A 22,057-nucleotide genomic window follows, 5' to 3' on the forward strand; every position below is an offset into this window, starting at 1 on the left:
CAATAGTCTACTGCTTGTTCAAGAATTGCCGGTGGTCCTCAAACATGGCGGCCATTTCTTCACAATAAATAGCGGCCATATCCGCAGGCGCGGCTTCTGCTGTTGAGGGATGCATCGTTGACGACAGTGTCGATGCCTGGTTTGAGTAAAAGCCCATACCAGAAAAAATGGTGTACCAACTCGGTTTCAAATACGCGACCGACGTTTGATACTGACTGAGTATGGGGTCAAGATCTCCCCCGGATGTCCAACATTCCAGTAACTTGGACAGCTGATCGGATACCGAGGTATTCTCACGGTTTTCAATCCAGTAGTCGGTGTCGCGACGGCTGTTAATTTTATAGTGACACTGCACATAGTCTGAAATCGCATCGAAGGCTTGATTGATTTTCCGGTTATAACGGTCTTGTGCATTACTGTGATAATCGGAGACAAACTGCTCGACGGTGAATTGCACCAGCATCAGGGCGGTGGCTTCCAAGGGTTCGATAAACCCCTGGGACAAACCGACTGCAAGACAGTTCTTTTCCCAGTGTCTTTCGTTTCTGCCGACTTTCATGCGCAAATGTTTGGCGGCAACCTCGTCGCCCACGTTCAGCTCACGTCGAAGCTCTTGTTCGGCCTGCTCTGGGCTGCAATGGGAAGAAGAATACACATACCCGTTACCATCACGATTGCGGAGGGGAATCTGCCAGCGCCAACCATGTTGCATTCCGCTCGATACAGTTTGTGCAGAAATGGAGGCGGAACGGTCTTTGTTGGTGAGAATTGCCACAGCACGATCATTGAAGAGGCGATCTTCGTAGCTGTGAAACGGTACGTTCATTGCCTGCTGCAGCAATATGGATCGAAAGCCACTGCAGTCAATGTATACATCGCTTTTGATTGGGCCATGCTGTTTGCTATGCACACGGTCGATACAACCCGATTCGTTGCAGAGTTCAACTTGTTCAATGTCACCCTCCAAATGTCGAACGCCGGCACTCAGAGCTTTTTGTCGAAGAAATTCACCCAGGGCGCCGGCGTCAAAATGATAGGCGTAATCGAGCTCGAAAGGCAGTCTGGTTTTGGTTTTTGGGGCGCGTTTGTCTAAGGCCAGCCGTGCTGATAACCAGAATTTATCCGGATTGGCGTCCGCCTCAAAGCCTTGCCGCCTCAAATCGCAGTTCTTAAAAAAAGCCTTGGCGGTTTCTAAATCAAAATGAGAATAGAAGGGATGAAAATAACTTGAGTATTCTTTGTCTCCGGTCCAGTTGGGAAAGCTGATACCGGTTTTAAAAGTGGCATTGCAGGCGGGCATCCATTCTGATTCAGGAATACCGAGCTGAGAGAAAAATAACTTCATTGCCGGTGTCGACCCTTCACCGACGCCCACCGTGCCTATTTGTTGGCTTTCTATCAGTGTGACGCTGGCCTCCGGCCAACGTTTTTTCAATAGATTGGCGGTTATCCATCCTGCGGTGCCACCGCCAACGATCAGTATGGATTGTGCCATTGTATGATGTGAATCGCTCATGATGCATCCCCTGTTTATTGGGTCAGTATGTGTGCTCGTGTGCGTTAACGGCGATGTCGAGCCAGGGCCGCTCGGTGAGAGACAAAGGTGTCCAAGCCCACATCTCTCATTTGTTTCAATTTGTAGCCGTAGTCTTCCAGGTCGCCATTAGGAATCCGTCGGGCATCTGGAAAGTGTTCCATACCTGAGAATAAACAATACCAGGACGTTCGGCGATAAACTTGTCGGCGCCGATGCCCTTGCATAGCGGCCTCAAGAGCATCGGGGTCTTTGCTGTGTTTTTGCATCCAGCCGTCGATCAATGCACCCAGGTCGCTTGATACATCCATTTGTTCACGGGCGTCTTTCCAGTATTGTGTGTCCTGGCGAGTGTTCAAAAGATAATGAGCTTGAATGTAATCTCGAGTGCCATCAATCAGGTCATTTACTCTCTGATTGTGCTGCCCTTGCAAGTGATGGCTGAAGTCCGCTTGAGTAAAGCAGTCAATGAAGCTTTCAATGGTATCTTGAATGGTATGCAACATCGCGGCTTCCAGCGGTTCGAGAAAGCCCTGCGATAAACCGATCGCCACACAGTTTTGAGTCCAATTTGTTTTCAGTCGGCCAGGTGTCCAGTTGAGCTTCAACGGTGTGCTTGATTTCGGGTCGACATGAATAGCCTTGCACAGCTCAAGACTGGCTTCATCATGGCTCAGGTAATCGCGATTGAATACATAGCCATTGCCGATACGATTTTGTAAAGGAATCTGCCAGCGCCAGCCGTACGGCATGGCTTCCGAAAGCGTTTCTGAGGGGATGTCCTGGTCGCTGGGAAGCGGACATGGCATGGCTACCGCCGCGTTGTTCACCAGATGGTTGGAATAATCCAGAAAATCCGTCTTTTGTGCATCGACACATAAGAGTCTTCTGAAACCGCTGGCATCAAAAAAGATGTCGCCGCTGATTTCTGCTCCGCATTCACCGATCAGGGAGTGAATATACCCGTCGGCTGAGCAGTTCACCCGTTCGACATCCAGCTTTCGGTGTTCAACGCCACGCGCAATGCATACCGATGCTAAAAATTCTGCCAGTAAATGAGCATCAAAATGGTAGCCGTAATCAAACAGGGAAAACGCTTCATGTTCTGATTTTGGTGACAGACCCAAGCGCGCAATTTCAGAGCTGATAAAAAACGCATCGGGGTGAGAAGGCATGTCCCAGCCGGCTCGTCGCAATTGGCAATTGCGGAAAAACTTCAGGGCACAACTGTGATCTGCCTGGGAATAGAACGGATGAAAATAACTTTTTTGTGCGTCGGCCAGCCAGCCGGGAAAACGAATGCCACATTTGTATGTCGCATTGCATTGGGGCATCCATTCGCTTTCTGATATGTTTATGGCCTCGAAAAAACGTTTAAGTGAGGGCGTTGAACCCTCACCGACGCCGATGATACCTCGGCTCTCGGACTCAAGCAGGACGACGGTGCATTCGCTAAAATGCTGTTGCAGCAGGCTGGCGCACATCCAACCTGCGCTGCCGCCACCAACGATGACAAATTTCAGCGGTTGATTCATAAGTCCTTATTCCATTGGCATGGTTATGGCGCGCCCCATGCGGTTTTTCTTGTGGTTGATGCTGCGAATTTTTATGGGTTCCAAGGCGCTCGGCTTGTCCAGAAGCATTGAGCCCTGTGATGCAGCTAGGGGCTGCCACTCTCCGTCCCCCCGGGCGTATTGCAAGGGGAGATTGGGGATTGGGCTTTGCCAAAACAGGTGTCCGTCTTTAATGGTGGCACCAACCACGGGCAGGCGATATTCGATACCCCAGATGTCCAAACGCTGCAAAGCTTCATTCAAGGCATAACTGAAGCGAAACCAATCCCGCTCCCGGGCAGGTTCATTCGGACCGAAGTAGTGGCTGTCTTTCGAATAGTGTCGATTCGGTGTATAGGCCAGTTCCCAGTCCGCTTTGTGCCAGGCCCGCTCGGCCAAGGCAAAAAGTCTGGGGTAGACCATATATTCGGCCTGTTTATCTCCGCGCACCACTTCGGTCCACAGTTGACCCTGTAAACCGTAAAAGCGATGTTTTTGTGTTTGAACATTGTCGTTTACTTGATAGGCTTTGCCGTTTCGGTCCGTCCAAATTTCCGCGTGAGCGGGTAAGTTATCTGGCATAAAGTCGAAAACTTTTTTGCTGCTGATGCCCCGCGATGCCCAATAAAAACCACGTTCCTTGTAGTGCGCCTGGTGAGGGAAATCAAAATAAGTGGCGTCTGGCGTTGAAACTACGACATTCCATTGTAAATTGGCGTGCCGCTGGGCAATTTCATGTCCTTTCCAAAATAACGGTGTCCAGGCATGGGATTGAATATTGCGGCCGGCCAGAGATTGCTCAACATGGGTGAGGCCGTCGTTCCAGGCGGCGGCCTTAATGCCTTTGTCTTCCAGAAGCGCGACCAGGCGTTCGATAAAGTATGCCGCTAACTGACTATTGTCTTGCACACCGTAGGCATTGTCGTTGAGAAAGGTCTTGCAAACCGGTGATTCCTTCCAGGCACCCGGAGATTCATCGGCACCAATATGATAGGTATTCAGTGGCCAGCCAGCCTGTTGGTGAAGATCTTGAATTTCAGTAATCACCGTATCAAAAAATCGGTAGCTGGATTCCATGCAAGGATTGATGGTGTTGTCGTTGTAGTGTTGATGTGAAATGTACTGGCTTTGATCGTCAAAATCGCTGAGCAAATATTCTCTGGCGCCATCGGGATCCTCTTCCAGAATCAATCGCTGGTATCGGGCTTCCATCGACTTGATTGCTGCGCGGGCGTGCCCCGGTGCATCAAACGAAGGAATCACTTCAATGTTTCTGGCTTTGGCCGCTCTCAATATGTTCAGATATTCGTCTTGTGTGAGAAACTGCCCTTCCTTTGGATGGGGGCCATCACCCAACTGAGTAATCAAACAGTGTTGCTCATTCAAATCCAAGCACCGTTTGGCACCAATGCTTGTTAATTCGGGTAGGCTCTTAATCGCCAGTCTCCAGCCTTCGTCATCGGCCAGATGCAAATGCAGCTTATTGAGTTTCATCGCCGCCATTTGTTGGATCAGTTCAAGAATAAAGGTCGTTGATAAAAAATTTCGTGAAAGATCAATGTGCATGCCGCGATAGGCGTAGCGCGGTTCATCGTCGACGCGCACTTGGGGGAGATGTCCGTCGCCCACTTGCCAAAGTTGGCCGAGCGTGTAGAGCGCGTAATTGCTGCCCGCGATATCGCCCGAGCGAATACTGATTTTCGAATCGTTGATTTGAAGCGTGTAAGCATCCGCCACCAGGGTTGAATCGTGATGAACATCCACGCGGAATCCATCTGGGCGATTGGGCAAGCCTTGTTTGCTCAAATATTCCAATGCTGCCGCATGCGCATCACGATGGAAATCGTTGTGATGAATGTGCAGAGATTGGAGTGCTACGGTCTGGTCGCTGAGAGCGGTGACCTGTTTTAGTTTGGGAATGACGTGATCGCTGATGAGCAGAGGGTTGCTTTGTTCGGGCTCTATGGCTTGAAGTGTGGTATAGATGAATTCCGCATCGGCGATAGGCGTTTGGTCGTCTTTGTTACGCTTGTGATGTTGCACTGGATCTTTGGGGGGAATGACATAGCCAGGAGCCTCGAGTTTGGTCTCAGGGTCAAAGGTCATTACCGTAGATTGCACAATCACCGGTTTCAGGCCATCGGCATGTAAAAAGAAGTTTGGAAAGATATCGCTTTCGTTCAAATGCCAGAAGGACGCTCGGAAGGGAATTTTATACGCATGCTGGGCTTTAAGTCCTTTGAAGTCTGAACTTGGGCTCAGTCGGTGCAAATCACCCTGAAGGCGTTCAATCGTAAACTGCGCGTTGTACACTTCATGTATCGGGGAATAGTGGCTGAAGTATAGTTGCCAATCGTTACCTGGGTAGTCGATGGGGGATTCTATAAACAGCTCAGCTTCAAAGCAGGGCGCCTTCTCGTGTAATATATGGCATTTCCCGTCGGCCTGATTGTTCAACACTTGGTAGCGTACATCCAGTACCTCGCCTAATGTATTCAGCGATTTCTGCGGATGTTCACAGGAACATAGAAACAGTGCGATACAGACCCAAAGCCTTTTCATTATTATTCTCCAGCGCGTATGTCGATGCCGATGTGTTCTTGTTAGGTCATGACAAATTAAGGCTCTTCATGAGGGCCTGTTGTTTTTCTTCAACTTCAATAAAAAACTCGATGTGTTCCAGCCGGCTGGCGGCTTCACGGTCCAATACAATGATGGCGTCGGGATGAAGCTGTAGGGCAGACGCGGGGCAGTAAGCGCTCAGTGCGCCTTCAATCATGGTTTGCACCGCTGCGGACTTCTCTTTACCAAAGGCCAGCAATAAAATCTTTTTGGCTTCCAATATCGTACCGATGCCCATGGTTAGGGCGAGTTCAGGTTGAAACTCCTCGTCGCCAAAGAAGCGTGAATTTGCATGCGTGGTTGATTGGGTGAGGGTTTTAATTCGTGTTCTTGACTGCAGGCCGGAAGTTGGCTCATTGAAACCGATGTGCCCATTTCGGCCGATGCCCAGTAACTGCAGATCAATCCCGCCGTGCGCGTTAATCTCATTCTCATAATCGGCACAGGCTTGAATCGGGTTCTCATTCAGTCCATCGGGCACGTGAGTATTGCTGATGTCGATATTGATATGATCGAACAGTTTTTGCTGCATAAAGTAGCGATAGCTTTGGGGATGATCGGGAGACAGGCCGTGATATTCATCCAGGTTGAAGCTGGAGGCCGCGGAAAAATCGACATAGTGTTCCTTGTGCAAGCGAATCAGTTGTTCATAGCACAGGGTAGGTGTTGACCCGGTTGCGAGGCCAAGCACGGAGTTGGGCTTTTTTTGAAGCTGCATGGCGATGGTTTCTGCCGCAAACGATGATGCCTCATATCGATTTTCTTTGATGACGATCCTCATGGCTTACCCTGTCTTGCCCCGTATGATTGAGTTGATAAGAATGTTTCCAGCGCAGCCGCTGGCATGAACGTGCAGATGTTTGTCGAGACAAACGAAATCTGCAGAGTAACCGGTTTTTAAATAGCCGAGTGTGTTGTCCACGCCGAGACTTTGCGCAGGGTACAGGCTAGCCATGCGCAAGGCTTCGTCCAGGTCGACAAGATTGTTTTCTGACATAACGCGTACAGCGTCGATCAGCGCAATGGCACTGCCCGCAAGTTTGCCTTCAGCGTTAATCAGTTTCTTATCTTTCACACTCAGCGGTTCGCCATACAATTCAAAAGCCGCTTGCGAGCCGCCAATAGTGGCCATGGCGTCACTGACCAGTACCACTTTGCCCGGGGCTTTACTGCGAAGCAGCAGAGCGATATTGCTCGGGTGAACATGGTGACCGTCGGCGATTAATCCGCAGTAACTGTCCTGGTGTTCCAGGGCGGCGCCCACAACACCGGGCTCGCGTGCTTGAAGGGGGCTCATTGCATTGAATATATGGGTAAAACCACAAACCCCCTCAGCGAGGGCGTCGAGGGTTTGTTGATAACTGGCATTGCTGTGGCCCGCCCACACACGAACATTGTGTTGATGCAGTTCGCGCACCATTCCCGGTTTGGTGGTCTCCGGGGCGAGAGTCGACATGAGGCGCATCTTCTTGGCGATTTGAATGAGCTCCTGAACATCGTCCGGTTGAATATCCCGAATAAAGTCCGCTTTATGGGCGCCGCGTTTGCGGTTTGCAAAAAAAGGCCCTTCGAGGTGTAAGCCGAGAATTTCAGAAATCCGTGCATCTTGTGCATCGTTTACTGCCTGGGCAGCTTGCTGACGAACCGTTTTTACGTCACTGATGATGGTCGGCATGATCCGGGTCGTGCCAAAACGGCGATGGGCCTTGGCGATACGGATCAAGCCTTCGAGAGTCGGTTGATTGTTGAACAGGGTGTCGCCACCCCCGTTAACCTGAATATCAATAAGGCCCGGTGCGAGTAAACGATCTCCGAAATCGATCAGGGTTTCGTCCCCATTCAGCTGTGACTGGGGCTTGATGCCCAGAATGCTTGAACCAGACACCAAGAGCGCCGCGTGGGAATGCCGGCGTTCACCATCGAAGATTTCCTGGCAAAGGATTGCGCGGATCGGGTCGTTCTTAGCCATATTGCAACGGTCAGTATGATCAATGTGTGGGCAGTATAATATCATTGAGACAACGTTGTCACATCTTTTCGATAAAAGCCCATCTAAGGGTTTAGCTCGAGGAGCTTACTCGGTAGTTTTGGGGCCGGTGGAATCCCGCTCCACCAATTGAGGGCAAAAGCCGTAACCCTGCCAGGCATAGCCTTGTGTGGACTTTTTGCGCTGGCGAATCTCGTCGATGAGTATGCCGGCCGCTTTCTGTGCAATTTCTCGGCCGGCTTGCTGGGACGTGGTCAACTGAGGCCAGGATTGTCGTGAAAAGGGGCTGTCTTCGAAACCCGCGATGGACAGATCCGAGGGCACTTCCAGGCCCAGGCGGCGAGCAGTAAACAAGGTTCCGGCGGCGATTTCATCGTTACAGGCGAAGATGGCGGAAGGGCGTTTATCCTGCTGGAGTAGAATGTCGCTGTTGGCGACGCCAGATTCAAAAGAATAGCGGCCATCGAGAATCAACTCGGCATTGGCTTCCAGTTTATTGTCCTTCAGGGCATTCAGGTAACCGTCTTTACGTTCCAGACTGGAGCGGTGATCAATGTCACCACCGAGAAACGCAATGTCTTTATGGCCCAGATCAATCAGATGCTGGGTGATTTGGTAGGCCGCGCGGTGGTCGTCAATAAAGACGCAACTGGAAATGGTATCGGCTTGTTGGGCCGAGATGATTCGAACCAGCACAACACCGGCCTGCTGCAGCTCATCAATGACTTCTGGCATTTCTGACAGCGGAGGCGTCAGCACCAGCCCCGCGACCTGACTGCGTTGGGTCATGCTTAGAATTTCATCGACAATGTTTTTCGAGGTTGCTTCACAGGGGTGAATGATCAGTTCGAAACCGTGCTTATGGCATTCTTTTAAAATGCCATTCTGCAATTCAATGATGTAGTGGCTATTGGGGTTATCGTAAATCAAACCCAGAGATGAGGCCGTACCACGCAGCAGCCGGGCAGAGCGATTGGGCTGATAATTCAGCTCCTTTACTGCGGCCCAGACTTGTTCTTGGAGTTTAGGAGCGACATTAGGCTCGTGGTTTATGACGCGTGAAACGGTCTTAAACGACACGCCCGCGAGCTTGGCGACATCCTTAATAGTGGTCTTCATAATTGAACTTGATACTTTGTACTAATTCGGCGCAGCTAGCCTACTGTGTACAGCCCCACCCCGCAACCCTGTCACCATGGGGGATTATGAGCGTTGACAGTTCTTTCGTTTCTATTTACTCTGAATGACAACGTTGTCATTTGTTGTGACTTTTGCAACAGGTACACGCGAAGCCCATAAATTCGATACAGCAGGAGTGCCTGATCTATGCGAACACAACTGGATAGCTGGCGCCGTTTGAAGGCGCTGGCCGAAGCCGCACGAGCTTGGTCCATGCAAGCATTGTTTTCCCAAGATGGAGAACGGGCCGACCGTTTCAGTGTTGAGCTACCAACTCTCTACTTGGATTACTCCAAGAACCTGATCAATGAAGAGGTGATGAGCAGCTTGTTTCAATTGGCTGAAGACGTCGGGCTGCCGGAGAAAACCCGGGCGATGTTTTCAGGCGAAGTTATCAATACCACCGAGCAGCGCGCGGTGCTGCATACGGCTCTGCGAGATTCCAGTGGTTTGCCAATTCAGGTGAATGGGGAAGAGGTTCAAGCCAAGATCACTGCAGAACTGCAGAACATGAAGCATTTTGTGGACTTGGTGCGAGATGGTGAGTGGCGCGGGAGCACCCGAAAGAAAATCCGGGATGTGGTCAGTCTGGGGGTGGGCGGTTCCAACCTCGGGCCCAAGATGGTCAGTCAGGCCCTGAAACCCTATGCCGACAGTGAGTTGCGGGTGCATTACGTGTCCAATGTTGACGGCAACAGTCTGGCGGAAACCCTACGGCCATTGAACCCGCAAACCGTGTTGTTTGTGGTCTCTTCCAAAACTTTTACCACCACTGAAACTATGACAAATGCCAGAACGGCATTGAACTGGCTTGAGTCGGCGCTGTTTGACAAGAAGGCCGTCGAAAAGCACTTTGTGGCGGTGACCTCAGCGTTTGATAAAGCCCGTGAGTTTGGTTTACCTTCGGATAATATCTTCGAAATGTGGGATTGGGTCGGCGGGCGCTTTTCATTGTGGTCAGCGATTGGGCTGCCCATTGCACTGGAATTGGGTTTTGACAATTTTGAAAAACTGCTTCGTGGCGCCGAGAGCATGGACCAGCATTTTCGTTCTGCGCCCATCAGCGACAACGCGCCGATTTTGCTGGCTTTACTCAGTCTGTGGAATACCACGTTTTTAAATTTCCGTGCCCAGGCGATTCTTCCCTATGATCAAGGTTTGCATTTGTTTTCGGCTTACATGCAACAGGCTGAAATGGAAAGTAACGGTAAGTCGGTTAACATCCACGGTGAACCCATCGACTATCAAACGGTACCCCTAATATGGGGCCAAACCGGTATTGATGGGCAGCACGCTTTTTATCAATACCTCCATCAGGGAATGAATGTCGTGCCGGCGGATTTTATTGGCTCGGTAAGCAGTGAAATCAATATTGAGCACCACCAGGACATCTTACTGGCAAACCTCATTGCGCAAAGCCAGGCACTTATGAATGGTGTGGATGCTAACAGCCTGCGACGGGCTGCACTGAGTTCGGGGTGTAAGCTGCAAGAGATGGAACAGGTCATTCCCCACAAAGTGCATCAAGGAAACCGACCGAGCAATACTATCCTATTGCCACGACTAGACCCGAATACACTGGGGGCGTTGATTGCACTCTATGAACACAAGATTTTTGCTCAAGGTATATTGTTGGATATTTGTTCGTTCGATCAGTGGGGCGTGGAGCTTGGTAAAAAGCAGGCGAACACAGTATTGAGCGCCCTGACTGAAAAAACTATCGTTCATGAAACCATGGATTCATCTACCCAGGCGTTGATTAACTATTACCATAAACATCGTTCGCAGAGCAGCTAGCCGTATAGAGTAGTCATGCCTGCTTTTACAGTGATTCAACGGTGTTATTGGCCAAGGCCTGGGGTTGTAGCCCATTGAGCACGCCCTGAGTCAGCTGCCTTACGAACTTTGCGCGGCCATCATTGCGGCTGCAAGGTTGCTTCTGTTGAGTGTTTAAGGTGTTGCCAGGGTTACGGCGCTGATGTGCTAATCAGGTTTCAATAGCACTATAGTAAATTTTAAGTTTGTCTTTTTTGGTTCTTTTGTACCTTATTTTCGGATTCTACGTTTCCAGCATCTTAGTAAAAATAATACAAAGCGCCGTAATATTGACCAGTCCAGTATGAAGTGGTAGTGTCGCGGCGCCTCATCCAACTTGAGGCGCGGCAATCAGTCCATGCGGGGACTGAAAAGCCAAGTTTCTGAGTAAATAAAGTCAAATCATTACCTCAACAAAAGGGTACGCACCTTATGGTGCAAAGCCATATAGGTAAGGGATACCTGCTGTTACAGCGAAGGGCGTTAATCCTGGTGGGCGCCCACTGATTCGTTTAAAGGGATCCTGGGTATTAGGGAAGATAGTTATGTTAAGTCGACTGAAAGTCGCCGTCGCGTGTGCGCTGTGTTTTTCGTCTGTGTCTCATGCGCAGACCAATCTGGATGTCTATGAGTTGCGTTTTGCGTTCAAGGCTGACGGCCGGCCCATGTATGAGCAAATCAATGTAGGCAGCGCCCAGACCCGCAATACCTTTCCTTCCGAGATTGCCCTTAGCGCGGGCACCTTGCAGAAATCTGGTCAAACCGTTTGGCAAGTGACCAATAACTCCTCTGACACCCTGACGAATAGCCAATCTATTTTGTTGCTTGATCTCGAAATCGATCAGCAGAGCAATACCTATTTCAATGAGCGAGTAAACGACGTCAAGACCGATGCGCCCCCGCATAGCGACCGCGATGGCTACGACTCCCAGGGTTTTTCAAGATGGAGTGTGGATGAGCTCGGTTACAGTGGCGGTCGCTTGGATGCGGCCTATCAGCTTTTTTATCTCGATAATCGCAATCATATTGCTTCCGCCGCCAACGATGTGGCGGTGGCCATGCAATACGATCTTGGCGATCTTGCACCTGGAGAAAGCGTGTTTATTGAACTGCATTTAGGAGATAGCCCCGTGGGTGGTTTTAAGCAAGTGGACGATGACTCCGGGGATGCAGTGAATATCAATTCGGTCGCTTTTACTCGCCATGCGGCTTCCGGCGGTGGCGGCAGTGGTGGAGGCGGCGCTGGTGGTGGGGGTGCTGGAGGAGGCAGCGGAAGCAATGTTATCGGTGTACCTCTACCGATCTGGATGTATCCGCTAATGCTACTTGCGCTTTTGAGTGTCGTCAGAAAGCAAAAACACATCGTAAGCAGCGTTGTTTTGCTCGTCGGTTTGGGGCTGGCTTCCCCTGAGTACAGTTACGCTCAAAATCCCAGCCCATCGGATCCCTTGTATTACGAAGTGTTGGAATCACTCAACCGGGCGAGTGCTTATGTCGAAGAAGAGGGCGCGCGTTGGTATTTGGATCGCGATAAACGCTGTTTTGGTTGTCATATGCATTCGCAGTCTATTGTTGGCTTGGGTACGTCAGTTGGCAAAGCCGCCATCAATAAAGATGTGGCCGACTATATGATCGGTGAGGCAATTCACAAACAGGCTGCGGGTGGTGGGCTTTATCCGAACACTAGTAGTACCGACCCGCTTACGCAGACCACGCTAATGCTCTGGGCCATCGATTTGTGGCCTGAAACGGAACAAACCTTCCCGGTACGAGAGCGGGCACTGGGTTTCATAAAACCCAAATTACTCGTTCGTAGTGATCATGCTTACTGGGGACGGGATGATGACCGTGGTTGGTGGGCAACGAATTCAACGTTGTCGGCCATGAATATCAGTGTGGTGGTCAACTTTATTGAGGATAGTAAGCGTTATCCTAATATGTTGAATGATACTGACTTGCCCATTTATTTCGAAGCCTTGCTGCCGAAATTCGCAAACTATCTACTTGGGAAAGCGAATGAAACGGCACCCAATACAGACAACATTGCGCTGTCATTCAAAATGCGAGCGCTTGCGCATTTAGCCAAGGCTTTACCCGCATCATCATTGCAGCAACAGGTTTCCCAAGAAGTGCTGGAGTTCAAGGCTCTATTGGTAAGCAGGCAAATGGCTGACGGCAGTTGGAAATTGAAGGAAGGTGATGCCGCAGGAGATGCGCTGTCAACGGCGGTGGTAGCGGGGACACTCAACGAGTTAAAAACTAATGGTGTTGTACTAGAAGATCATGATCGCACAGCTATCCGTTATTTATTAGATAGTCAGCACAAAAACGAACAGGAAGTGGCATTGCTGGGTAGTTGGGAAAGTGAAGCGTTTAAAACTCGTATTAGCGCCACCAGCCTGGTAATGGGCTATCTTCCAATTGTGATAGAGAATTTGGTAAACGATGCCAGTTGCCATATCCCTATTCGCTCCCGATCAAAGTACGGAAAAGTTCAGCTTAAGTGGAATCCGCGCAATAATGCCCGCTATACACTTCAACGGAAGAAAGATCTGGTTTCTGAATTTATGGATGTATCCGATTTCGATGCATCCAGAAAAACGTATCTGGATCAAAATGTTTCTGAAGGTGAAAATGTTTACTACCGTTTGGTTGAATACAATGAAAACGGCGTAAAAATCTGTCAATCACAAACTGAATCTGCTTATGTTCCCCAGAAAATCAGTGAGCCTGGCACGAATATGGCTCCTTATATTGTATCCATTCCCAATCTCTTTGCAGAAACCGGTACAGAGTATCGTTATCAAATAGAAGCTGATGATCCAGATGGCGGTGCATTGGCCTACCGTTTGGTGAAAGGTCCAAACTCGGCATCAATCGATAATAATGGCTTGTTAAGCTGGGACGTGGGTTCTCGCCCACGGCAATACAGTTTTCTGGTCGAAGTAAAAGATCCAAAGGGTGCAGCAGTTGTTCAGGAGTTTGAAGTAACCGCTGAAAGCCTGGGACAAATCAACAACATTCCTCTAATACATTCAACGGCACCGGTTCGTGCTTCAATTGGGTCGACTTATCGCTATCAAGTCAATGCAGAAGATGAAGATGGTGACCGTTTAATCTATGTGCTGTCTGGACACTCTGCGCCTAGAGACATGACGATAAACCGGCTTACGGGTGAATTGTCATGGGAACCTAACAATCTTCATAAAGAATACACCTTTGATATTCGCGTTGTTGATCAGAATGGTGGAGTTGGAATTGAAACCGTTGAGCTTAAAGTTTACCGAGGCCCCGAATTTATTTCGGCCCCAATGATTACGGCCGTGGCGGGTCAAGCCTATCGTTATCAATCCATCGCCGAAGATCTTGATGGTAAAGCCATTCAGTATTCCTTACTTGCCGGTCCCGAAGGCTTGAGCATCGATACGTCCAGTGGTGAGGTGACATGGCAGCCCACCATTGATAAACAGGGTAAACATGAAGTCGTTCTGCTCGCCACGAACAGTGATGGCGGCCAAGGTGAACAGAGATACATTCTGAGCGTTAAGGTTGGCACGGATTTTCCTCCAATATTTGAGAGCAATCCTGTGACACAGGTTCAGGCTCGTAAAAGTTATCGCTACAATATTGTGGTGCGTGATCCAGAAGGAGCCTATGTTAGCGTTAAGTTGGAAAATCCGCTTGATGGAATGGTTATGTACAATGATCAGTATGTCAGCACGTACCATTCACCGTTTATTTCGTGGGTACCGAAACAGAAAGACTATGGAAAAAGCTTTCCTGTTAAACTGATAGCGACCGATCCGGCAGGAAATACCAGCACGCAAAGTTGGGAAATTGAGGTTTGGCCCCCCACATACAGTTCAGAGCCCTACGCATACACAACGCCTCCTGGGAGTATTCGCGCGGAAAGTACCTGGACTTATTTTGTTGGTGTAACCGACCCTGATTCTGACACGCCTTATACTCTGAGTTTGGCCAGTTCCCCTGCTGGCGTGAGTTTGGATAATAATATTGTACGGTGGGTGCCAACAGAGAGTCAGGTTGGCAAACATACTATTGCCGTTGATATTGAGGACAATACCGGAGCAAAAGGAAAGCACGAGTTTACAATCACGGTCTATCCGAAAAAATACAATCTTCCTCCTTACATTAATACGATTCCTAAAACCCAAATTCAATTTGGTGAAGAGTTTGTATACCGGCCCGGTGCTATTGACCCCGATGGCGATGAGCTTCAGATTAGTGTGAATGCCAGTGAGCCTGGTTTTACTGTAGATGCGGATAAAAAGATTATTAGATGGACTGCGCCAAATGTCGAAAAAGACGTTACTGTAGACCTGGAAATCAGCGATGGGTTCGGCGGTAAAGTAGCACAAAGATTTGTGCTACTGGTCAGGGCTGACAGTGGTACGCCAAATCGGCCGCCTTATATTCTTTCTTCACCTGGAACCTCCGTTCTCGCGGGTCGAAGTTATGGGTATCAAATGCGCGCTTCCGACAGGGAAGACAGCAGTCTCTTCTATCGTTTGGATACTGCTCCTGCAGGAATGGAGATTAATGGAAATCTCATCAGTTGGATACCAAACGAAAATGACGAAGGAGAGCACACGGTTGATATTGTTGTCTCTGATAGCGCCGGTGCAGAGGCACGTCAAAGTTTCCAGTTGAACGTTGAAGTTCGAAATCGTAAGCCTTTCTTTAACAGCAGTTTTCCAATTCCGGTACTGGGTAGAGAGTTTCATCATCGCGTTCATGCCCGAGACTATGATGGTGATCCGGTTACTATTGAATTGGTAGCAGCTCCTGCGGGTATGACAATTGATGCGGCGGGTATCGTCAAGTGGACCCCGGTCGTGGGTGATCATTTGGTCCATATTAGAATATCGGACCCCAAGGGTGCGAGTGACGAAAAGAAAGTTAGATTCAGTCTTAAAGAGCCAAATCGTAAACCGGTATTCAATATACCGCTTCCTCGTAATGCGACGATAGGAGTGCCCTATGAATACACCCCTAACGTCACGGATGCTGATGGAGATGATATAAAGCTTTCTATTGGCATGATCCCGAAAAATGTCCAATATGATTCTCTCACCGGGAAGATCTCTTTTCTTCCCAGTGTCGAACACCTTCCCTATGTCGCTTACCGATATCGAGCTACAGATGAGCATGGCGCTTACTCGGAAATAGCCGGGTTTATCTATGTGCGAAGTCCGCATGGCAATAGTGCGCCAAATTTTGTATCCACTCCGCAGCAGAACATTACGATCGGTGAGAGCTGGAGTTACCGAGCCGAAGCCGTTGACCCTGATGGCGATCCTATTCAATATCGCTTTTCAAAAGCACCACTTGGGATGATTATTGATAATCAGAGTGGTTTGGTAAGTTGGCCATCTGCAACCGCAGGTACACACTCGATTCAAATCACAGCAATTGACAACAACGGTGGAAGCAAGACCCAATCGTTTAAGCTCTTTGTTTCAGGAACATTAGGCGGAGAAAGTCCTCCTTTTGTAAATGTTGCTACCTCACATTTAATCCAACTGAATACCGATTGGTATCTAAACCTCAACAGTGCCGATCCCGATGGAGACACTATTAGTCACCAGCTATTGCTTGCTCCGGAAGGTTTTAATCTCAATTCGGCAACCGGTGAAATCAACTGGCGACCTGAAGAGGTCGGCAATTATCTGGCGACCATTCAACTGAGCGACGGTTCCCACAAAACTGACATTCAACTGGAAATGGAAGTTACCGAACAGGCCGTAAACTATGCACCCCGCTTTACCAGTGTACCCGTAAAGCAAGCAGCAGTAGGCAGTGCTTATAATTACACTGCCCAAGCGGTAGACGATAACGGCGACGAGATCGAATACAAATTACTGCGTGGTCCGGTCGGCTTGCGAGTTCATGCCGTAAGTGGAGAATTTACTTGGGTGCCTAATGCCGGACAGCTGGGCAAACATCGCGTTATTGTGTCGGCAAATGATGGTGAGCACAGTACTTTACAAGGGTTCTCCATAACCACGACTGGGAGTGGGAATGGCACGGGCGGCGATGGCTTATCGTTGTCTTTGCCCTTGGCAAAACATCAATTGGACGCCAATGAAGAAATGGTACTTCGCCCGCAAGTCAGCAACGTCAGTGGTTCACTGCAAAGCCTGACCTTATCGATTAACGGCGAATCAAAAACTCTCGCGGCCGACAACAGCTTCACTTTCTCGTCTGATCAGCCGGGGCGCTACGCTATTACTGTGGTCGCAAAAGATGATGATGAAGAAATCAGCATCGAAGAAGTAATATTTGTGCAGGACCCGAGCGATCAGCAAGCCCCTGCAATTGAATTCCACAATCCGGTTGATGGAATTGAGATGGCAACCATCAAAGAACCTATTGATGTGATTGTCTCAGTGCAGGATGACAATGCTCTGACCTGGACATTGCATCTTAAAGACCTCAGCGACCGAAACGCTGAGCCCGAGTTATTATTTGAAGGCAGTGGCAATCTTGATAAAGCGACTGTGGGCAAATTGGACCCAACCCTTCGTGAAAACGGTATCTATTCCTTAACGCTTTCTGCCGAAGACGAAAGTGGTAACGGAACCGCTATAGAAACTCACGTAAACCTTGACGGTGATATGAAGCTTGGTCAGTTCTCCCTAAGCTTCAGCGACGTAAACATTGATACCGTTGGCATTCCACTATTGGCAACTCGTAGCTACGATTCGCGCGCGCGTAATAGCAATGGCGATTTCGGTCATGGCTGGAAGTTGGATTACTCTTATATCCGTATTTCCGAAAACGGTGTGCTGGGTAGAAAGTGGCTGCTCGAAGAATCGGGTTTTGGTCTGAATCGCAAATTCTGTTTTAACCCCAACGGTGATCGCAATGTGTCGATCACCACACCCGATGGTGAAAACCACAGCTTTAAAGCTGTGGCCGTACCAGCTTGTTCAAGCATTGCCTCAAACCCGCATGCGACCTTCAGCCTGGAATATAAAGCCATCAATGGCAGCACCTCAACACTCGAGCAATTGGATTACGGCACCGTGCGAGTTCGCACACAAGGTGGCCGCACCGGGGTGTATGAACTGGGTGGCGTTGAGCCAATCAACCCAAGAAACTACAAGTTGACTACCAAAGAAGGTGTGGAATATGTGCTGGATCAAAATTTCGGCATTCGTAAAGTAACCACCGCAGAGGGGCACAGCCTGGATTTCACCGATTTTGGTATCGAGCACAGTCAAGGCCTGAATCTGGAAATCAAGCGCGATAATCAGGGACGAGTCACCAAGATCACCAAGCCGGATGGTGAGACACTGGAATACCGTTATGACAGTGCGGGCAACCTTGCGTCCAGTATCGATGAAAATGGCAACATCAGTCATTACACTTACTACGATGGCAAACTTAAGCACTACCTGAAAGAAGTGTTTGACCCTCTCGGTAACCGCGCCAGTCGCATGGAGTACTCAGATGATGGTCGTCTGGAAGCGCAAATCGATGCTCAAGGAAATCGTACTGAATTCAGTCACAATGTGAGCGGCCGAACCAGCCAAGTGAAAGACCGCAACGGCAACATCAGCACTTACGTATACGACATCAACGGCAATGTTTTAGCCGAAACCAATGGTGAAGGTGAAACTACGACACGTGCGTACGATCAGGAAGACAATGAAATTCGCCGCGAAGATGCCTTGGGTAATGTCATGGCGTACAGTTACGATGTCAACGGTAACGTACTGACGGAAACCAATGCGCTGGGTGATACCACAACGATGTCGTACAGTGGCCAGCAACTCACCAAAGAAGTAAACCCGTTGGGTGAAACCGTTGAGTTTACTTACAAAAATGATGCACGCGGTGTTGCAACTCGCGCGATAACGTCGGCAACTGACGGTGACGGCAGCAAACTTACGGTCGGCTATGACTGTAACTACGGCGCGGTGTTGAACGTACAAGACGCGGAAGGCTACACCCGTAACTTCACCATCAACTGCAGAACCGGCCAAACAACGATAGAAACCGATGCTGAAGGTGTTTCCCGTCGTTTGCACAAAAACAAATCCGGACATTTGCTGGGTGAGGAAGTCGACTGGACCGATGAAAACGGCAACAGCCAAAAACTTAAAACAAACTATACCGTCGATGCCAAAGGCAACCGAACTGCAACAGAGTATCCAAACGGCAGCAAAACCAAAGCCCGCTATAACTCCGTAGATCAAATGATCAGCGCTACGGATGCGCTAGGTCGTGAAACTCGCTACCAATACGATAAACGCGGCAATCAAACCCAGGTAAGGTACCCCGACGGTAGTCAGGAACTAAAGCAATACGACGCGGAAGGCAATCTCATTGCCGAGACCGATGCCAATGGCAACACCACGCGCTATGTGTACGACAAAGCCAATCGCCAGATCGAGACACGTTATGCCGATGGCAGCGTCATCAAAAATGAGTATCTGGACAACGGCTGGCTGGCGGCTACCGTTGATGCTCGTGGCGCGAAAACACAATACCGTTACGACAAGGCAGGCAGACGTACCCAGATTATCGATGCTCTGGGTAACACCATGCGTTATGAGTACGATAAAGCCGGCCGAAAAGTGGCCGCGGTAGACGCTCGCGGTAATCGAACCGCTTACGAATACGACAAGGCAGATCGCCTAATCAAAACTACTTTCGCCGATGGCACTAGCATTGGCCAACGTTATCTTAAAAACGGCTGGAAAAAATCCAGTACCGATCAGCTAGGTCGTGTAACGCATTACGGTTACGACAAAAACGGACGACTCATCTCTGTGACCGATGCCGCTGGCGGTATCACCCGTTACAGCTACGACGAGCTGGGTAATAAACTCACCCAAACCGATGCAGAAGGCCGTGTGACTCGTTGGGCCTATGACGAAATGGGGAGAGTGATCAAGCGCATACTGCCCATGGGCCAATTCGAAACCATGGCCTATGACGCCACCGGCAATATGATCAGCCATACCGATTTCAATGGTCAGCTGAGCACATATGAGTATGACAACAGAGATCGCCGAATTCAGGCGAGCTATGCGGATGGGCGTATTGAAGAGTGGTCTTACGACAGCAACGGCAATACAGTAAGCCATTCCATAAACCTAGATGGCACAACCCGTACAACGGCCTTCGAATACGATGCTAGAAATCGTGTCATAAAAGAAACCTTGCCTAACAGCAAAGTGCTCGAATACCAATACGATGTCGCTGGTAATCGCACACAACTCAAAGAAACGGTTAATACAGAAACTAACATTACCCGTTTCACATTCGATGTACTGAACCGCTTGGCAAATACCATCGACAGTAATGGTACGACCGCCAATGAATACGACGCCGTTGGTAACAAGAGCAAAGAAACCAAGCCAAACGGCAACACCGTTCACTATGTGTATGACAACGTAAATCGCCTGACGCAGTTACGCCATGAAGACAGCAGCAATGTAGTATTGAAGCAACGTGACTATAGCCTGGATGCCACCGGGCGACGCGTTCGAATCGAAGAGCCCAGCGGCAGAACTCGCAGCTACAGCTACGACAGTCTTTATCGCCTGGTGGATGAAACTATACTGGATTCCGCCAACGGCGATTACCGCAGCGAATTCCAATACGATAAAGTGGGCAACCGCATCCAGTCGGTCATCAATGGCGTAACCACAGCCTACCAATACGACAGCAACGACAGGCTGCTGAAACAGGGCGGCACGGTTTACACCTACGATGATAATGGCTCAATCCTGACCGAAACCCTGGATGGCAATGTCACCCGCTACGAGTACAACGCCAAAAACGAACTGGTCAAACTCACAAAAGCCGGCACCATCACCACTTATCAATACGATATCGATGGCATTCGCTCAGCCAAAACCGAAAACGGCGTAACCACGGAATTCCTGGTCGATAAAAACCGTGACTACGCCCAGGTACTGGCCGAAGTCGTAAACGGCTCAGTCACCACCCGCTATACCTACGGTGATGACTTGCTAAGCAAAACCCAGAACAGCCAAACCCATTACTACCACTATGATGGCCTGGGTAGCACTATTGCCTTGAGTAACAGTGCAGGTGCGATAACGGATACCTACGGCTATAACGCCTTTGGTGAGGTGTTGTTTAGAACGGGCAGTACAGAAAATAGGTACACATTCACCGGGGAGCAGTACGATCCGACACTGGGGCAGTTTTATCTAAGGGCCAGGTATTACAGTCAGAGTGCTGGGCGATTTACTCAGATGGATACGTGGATGGGGAATTCACAAGATCCGATTACGCTTCATAAGTATTTGTATGCGAATGCAGATCCTGGGAATATGGTTGATCCCTCGGGTAATTTTTCTATTGGGTCAGTAATGAGTGCTGTTGGAAACATGGCAAGGTTGGCCAGTTCTGTGATTAACGCATACAGCAATGCTCAAACTCTAATCAATATTGCTCAAGGTGAAATGACCGCGTCAGAAATAGCATTTTCTCTATTCGCCTCAAAATTTTATCGTAAGAAAATCCTAAACTGTAACAGTTTCGAGGAAGGAACGTCAGTCCTAACAGATAGTGGGCTTAAGTCAATTGAAGATATATCTGTTGGGGACGGCGTCTGGAGTTTTAACGTCAAAACTGGAAAACGAGAGATAAATTTAGTTGATCATTTCATTGTTGGTAGTGGATTAAAACAAATTGTTGAAATAACCTTATCTTCAGGGAATACAATAGTAACAACTGAAGATCATCGGTTCTTTCTAGCAGATTCGAAAAACTGGATGGTTGCTAGTAAGTTAAAGGTTGGTGATGAGCTAAAAGATCTAAATGATTCATCAGTAAAAATAAGTGGATTAAGAAAATACAGTGAAGAAAAGGTTGTTTACAATTTAACAATTAACAAACTACATAACTACTATGTAGGTCGAGATTCTGTTTTGAGTCATAATATGGGGCCCTGCAAAAAGCCAGAAGTTAGTTGGGACCATATACTACGTGGAAATTTTAATAAAAGAAGGCAGTTTGGTGGCTGGCATCACAATCCCCAGGGATTAACGCCGAAGGATAGAGGTTTATTGTCAATTAATCCTGGTCCTGGAGGGTTTTATACTGCCAAGGTGTATGGCGTCAATGGGGCTGGAAAATATAAAAAGAAAGGGGCTAATGACGGGGTGTCTACTTTTTTTCCTGATTCCTGGAGCTCTGAAGTGGTCAAGTCTACAATTTTGGCCGCGTATAAAGCTACGGGAGGAAAAGGAGGGATTGTTCCTGTAAAAAACATAATTCCTTATGGGCCAAAAGGAGTCCACATTAAAGTGGTGGTTCGAGGAAATGAAATTTTGACCGCATACCCAATAATTAAATAGG

Annotated in this window: 8 protein-coding genes; 2 read left to right on the forward strand and 6 right to left on the reverse strand. The window is 48.9% G+C overall.

Going from position 1 to position 22,057, the window contains the following annotated elements; translation table 11 throughout:
- Positions 1–7: 7 nt before the first annotated feature.
- The 6 genes from ABWW03_RS04890 to ABWW03_RS04915 form a co-directional block, all read right to left on the reverse strand.
- The gene (locus ABWW03_RS04890; protein ID WP_353406727.1) at positions 8–1,516 is read right to left on the reverse strand and encodes a tryptophan halogenase family protein; all 1,509 of its coding nucleotides are present in this window, start codon (positions 1,514–1,516) and stop codon (positions 8–10) included.
- A gap of 44 nt (positions 1,517–1,560) precedes the next feature.
- Positions 1,561–3,069: a tryptophan halogenase family protein gene (locus ABWW03_RS04895; RefSeq protein WP_353406728.1), complete on the reverse strand. Its 1,509-nt coding sequence runs from the start codon at positions 3,067–3,069 to the stop codon at positions 1,561–1,563.
- Positions 3,070–3,075: 6 nt separating this feature from the next.
- Positions 3,076–5,649, reverse strand: coding sequence for a family 20 glycosylhydrolase (locus ABWW03_RS04900; protein ID WP_353406730.1), 2,574 nt, complete (start codon positions 5,647–5,649; stop codon positions 3,076–3,078).
- A 46-nt stretch (positions 5,650–5,695) separates the two neighbouring features.
- Positions 5,696–6,490: a glucosamine-6-phosphate deaminase gene (gene nagB, locus ABWW03_RS04905; protein ID WP_353406732.1), complete on the reverse strand. Its 795-nt coding sequence runs from the start codon at positions 6,488–6,490 to the stop codon at positions 5,696–5,698.
- A 3-nt stretch (positions 6,491–6,493) separates the two neighbouring features.
- Entirely contained in the window at positions 6,494–7,678 is a 1,185-nt protein-coding gene (gene nagA, locus ABWW03_RS04910; protein WP_353406733.1) for an N-acetylglucosamine-6-phosphate deacetylase, read from the reverse strand.
- A gap of 105 nt (positions 7,679–7,783) precedes the next feature.
- Positions 7,784–8,815 (reverse strand): LacI family DNA-binding transcriptional regulator, encoded by a 1,032-nt coding sequence (locus ABWW03_RS04915; RefSeq protein WP_353406734.1) that lies wholly within the window; start codon positions 8,813–8,815, stop codon positions 7,784–7,786.
- 207 nt (positions 8,816–9,022) lie between these two features.
- Here ABWW03_RS04915 and pgi point away from each other — a divergent pair, with 207 nt between their 5' ends.
- Positions 9,023–10,672 (forward strand): glucose-6-phosphate isomerase, encoded by a 1,650-nt coding sequence (pgi, locus tag ABWW03_RS04920; RefSeq protein WP_353406735.1) that lies wholly within the window; start codon positions 9,023–9,025, stop codon positions 10,670–10,672.
- A 563-nt stretch (positions 10,673–11,235) separates the two neighbouring features.
- A complete protein-coding gene (locus ABWW03_RS04925; protein WP_353406736.1) occupies positions 11,236–22,056 on the forward strand; it encodes a putative Ig domain-containing protein in 10,821 nt (3,606 codons plus the stop codon).
- Position 22,057: the final 1 nt, after the last annotated feature.

The organism is Pseudoteredinibacter isoporae (assembly GCF_040372805.1).
GTDB lineage: Bacteria > Pseudomonadota > Gammaproteobacteria > Pseudomonadales > Cellvibrionaceae > Pseudoteredinibacter > Pseudoteredinibacter isoporae_A.

Coding starts and splice junctions, on each gene's coding strand:
- ABWW03_RS04890 (WP_353406727.1), bottom strand. CDS start 1,516: ATGAGCGATTCACATCATACAATGGCACAATCCATACTGATCGTTGGC.
- ABWW03_RS04895 (WP_353406728.1), bottom strand. CDS start 3,069: ATGAATCAACCGCTGAAATTTGTCATCGTTGGTGGCGGCAGCGCAGGT.
- ABWW03_RS04900 (WP_353406730.1), bottom strand. CDS start 5,649: ATGAAAAGGCTTTGGGTCTGTATCGCACTGTTTCTATGTTCCTGTGAA.
- nagB (WP_353406732.1), bottom strand. CDS start 6,490: ATGAGGATCGTCATCAAAGAAAATCGATATGAGGCATCATCGTTTGCG.
- nagA (WP_353406733.1), bottom strand. CDS start 7,678: ATGGCTAAGAACGACCCGATCCGCGCAATCCTTTGCCAGGAAATCTTC.
- ABWW03_RS04915 (WP_353406734.1), bottom strand. CDS start 8,815: ATGAAGACCACTATTAAGGATGTCGCCAAGCTCGCGGGCGTGTCGTTT.
- pgi (WP_353406735.1), top strand. CDS start 9,023: ATGCGAACACAACTGGATAGCTGGCGCCGTTTGAAGGCGCTGGCCGAA.
- ABWW03_RS04925 (WP_353406736.1), top strand. CDS start 11,236: ATGTTAAGTCGACTGAAAGTCGCCGTCGCGTGTGCGCTGTGTTTTTCG.